General features: G+C 61.6%; 2 protein-coding genes and 1 pseudogene. All 3 read left to right on the top strand.

The annotated features are described in order from the left end of the window. Nucleotides 1–117 precede the first annotated feature (117 nt). Complete coding sequence (locus EN964_RS30625) at nt 118–1,620, top strand: CpaF family protein (RefSeq protein ID WP_127270234.1); 1,503 nt, start codon at nt 118–120, stop codon at nt 1,618–1,620. Nucleotides 1,621–1,649: 29 nt separating this feature from the next. Further along, the gene (locus EN964_RS30620) at nt 1,650–2,663 is read left to right on the top strand and encodes a type II secretion system F family protein (RefSeq protein WP_127270235.1); all 1,014 of its coding nucleotides are present in this window, start codon (nt 1,650–1,652) and stop codon (nt 2,661–2,663) included. Between the two features lie 9 nt (nt 2,664–2,672). Further along, nucleotides 2,673–2,923 (top strand): annotated as a pseudogene (locus EN964_RS30615) (type II secretion system F family protein); the annotation flags it as partial.

Genomic DNA, 2,923 nt, shown 5'->3' with positions numbered 1-2,923 from the left:
TGTGCTGACCGGGCGCAGCGAAATCAAGATCAAGAAGAAGGCCGGGCTCGGCAGCCTGCTCGGCAAGCTCTCGCGCAACAAGAAGTGACGCTTCAGCAGTGGAATCGGTAGTCGATCATGTTTGGTAAAAGAGGCAGCGACGACGGCAACCGGTTCACGCCGGAATTTCGCCAGCCAGCACCGGCGCCTGTTGCGCCGCCGGCTGCAAGTTCCATGGACACAGCGGTTCTGACCCGGCCCACGGCGGCGCCAAGCGCGCCTGTCGCGCCGCCGGCGCGCCGTGCGGTCGAGGCACCGCCATTGGCGCCTGAGCCGAAGCGGGCACAGCGCGAAAAGAGCGAAACTTATTACGATACCAAGAGCCAGGTCTTCTCCGCGCTCATCGACACCATCGATCTGTCGCAGCTTTCCAAGCTTGACCCTGAAAGCGCGCGCGAGGAAATCCGCGACATCGTCAACGACATCATCGCGATCAAGAACTTCGCAATGACGATCGCCGAGCAGGAAGAGCTGCTCGAGGACATCTGCAACGACGTGCTCGGCTATGGGCCGCTCGAGCCGCTGCTCGCCCGCGACGACATCGCCGACATCATGGTCAACGGCTCCAGGAACGTCTACATCGAAGTCAACGGCAAGGTCGAACAGACCGGTATCCGCTTTCGTGACAATCAGCAGCTCCTCAACATCTGCCAGCGTATCGTCAGCCAGGTTGGCCGCCGCGTCGACGAATCCAGCCCGATCTGCGACGCGCGCCTTCCCGACGGCTCCCGCGTCAACGTCATCGCGCCGCCACTCTCCATCGATGGCGCCACGCTCACCATCCGCAAATTCAAGAAGGACAAGCTGACGCTCGATCAGCTGGTCAAGTTCGGCGCCATCTCGCCGCAGGGCGCCGAAGTTCTCAAGATCATCAGTCGTGTTCGCTGCAACATCGTGATCTCGGGCGGCACCGGTTCGGGCAAGACGACGCTGCTCAATTGCCTGACCAACTATATCGACCGCGAGGAGCGCGTCATCACCTGCGAAGACTCGGCCGAGCTGCAATTGCAGCAGCCGCATGTGGTGCGCCTCGAAACCCGCCCGCCCAATCTGGAGGGCGAGGGTGAGGTGACGATGCGCGACTTGGTCAAGAACTGTCTGCGCATGCGGCCAGAGCGCATCATCGTCGGCGAAGTGCGCGGACCCGAGGTGTTCGATCTTCTGCAGGCGATGAACACCGGCCATGACGGCTCGATGGGCACGATCCACTCGAACAGCCCGCGCGAATGCCTCAACCGTATCGAATCCATGATTGCCATGGGCGGCTATTCGCTGCCGCAGAAGACAGTGCGCGAAATCGTCGTCGGTTCCATCGACGTGATCATCCAGGCGGCGCGCCTGCGCGACGGATCGCGCCGCATCACCCACATCACCGAGGTGATCGGGATGGAAGGCGACGTCATCATCACGCAGGATATCGTCCTTTACAACATCAAGGGCGAGGACGCCAACGGCCGGCTGTTGGGTGAGCACGTATCGACCGGCATCGGCCGTCCGCATTTCTGGGAGCGCGCACGCTATTACGGCGAGGAGCAGCGTCTCGCCATTGCGCTCGAGGCGATGGAGAAACGCGCTGACTGACGCATGCTGGGGTGTAAGGGTTCGGGCCAATGTTTGGAATTGACGGCACAGTACTGGCGTTTGTCGTGCTCGCCGGCTTCAGCGCCGGCGCCGTCGCTTATGCATTTCTGTTCACCCGCATCAGCAACGAGAAACAGGTTGGCAAGCGGCTCGAAACGATCAGGACCGCCGAGACGGATCGCTCCGTCGTCAAAGCCTCGCGCGACCGCGTGGCGGAAGCCGTCAAGCGGCGCAAATCGGTTCAGGATTCTCTTAACGAACTCGACGCCAAGCAGAAAACCAAGGACAGCCGCGTCAAGAAACCGCCGCTGAAAGCCCAGCTTCGTCAGGCCGGCCTCAAGACCACCATCGAGCGTTTCTATATATACTCCGCCGTATGCGGCATCGTTTTGATGATTGTCGCCTTTGTGGCCGGAGCCCCGCTGATCGCCTTGCCGGGCGTGCTGTTGGCCGGGGGGCTGGGCCTGCCGCGCTGGTTCGTCACGTTTCGTCGCGCCCGCCGGGTCAAGGCATTTCTCAACGAATTTCCAAACGCGCTCGACATCATCGTGCGCGCGGTCAAATCCGGCCTGCCGCTGAACGACGCCGTGCGCCTGATCGCCAACGAATCGCCCGAACCCGTGAAGACCGAGTTTCGCCGTATCGTCGATTCACAGCAGATGGGCCTCTCTATCCCCGACGCGACCTTGCGCATGCCTGAAACCATGCCTTGCACCGAGGCAAGCTTCTTCGGCATCGTTATCCAGATACAGTCGCAGGCCGGCGGCAATCTCTCCGAGGCGCTGGGCAATCTTTCGCGCGTGCTTCGCGATCGCAAGAAGATGAAAGCCAAGGTCGCGGCGCTGTCGATGGAAGCGAAGGCGTCCGCCGCGATCATCGGTGCGCTGCCCTTCATCGTCGCCTTTCTCGTCTACCTGTCGAGCCCGGCCTACCTGATGCCGCTCTTCAACACCAGCGTCGGAAACCTGATCCTTGGTTGCTCTGCGGTCTGGATGTTGATCGGCATCCTGGTGATGCGCAAGATGATGAACTTCGAAGTCTAGGATGCTGGCATGACCGAGCAAGTCATCAAGACCCTGACGGATCCGAGCTTCCTGATCGCGATGCTGGTCGCGATAGCGGTGTTTGCGACCGTCTTCACCTTGCTGCCGGCGTTTGGCGGAAACCAGCTCAAGTCACGCATGAAATCCGTTGCGCTGGAACGCGACGAACTGCGTGCGCAACAGCGCGCCCGGCTTGCGGTCGAGGCCGACCGCCGTCGCAAGGGCTTGCGCGAGGAACAGTCGGTCGGCATGCGCAACAT

Origin of the sequence: Mesorhizobium sp. M7A.F.Ca.CA.001.10.2.1 (assembly GCF_003998575.1) — a bacterium.
GTDB lineage: Bacteria > Pseudomonadota > Alphaproteobacteria > Rhizobiales > Rhizobiaceae > Mesorhizobium.
This window is presented reverse-complemented; position numbering and strand designations above follow the sequence as displayed.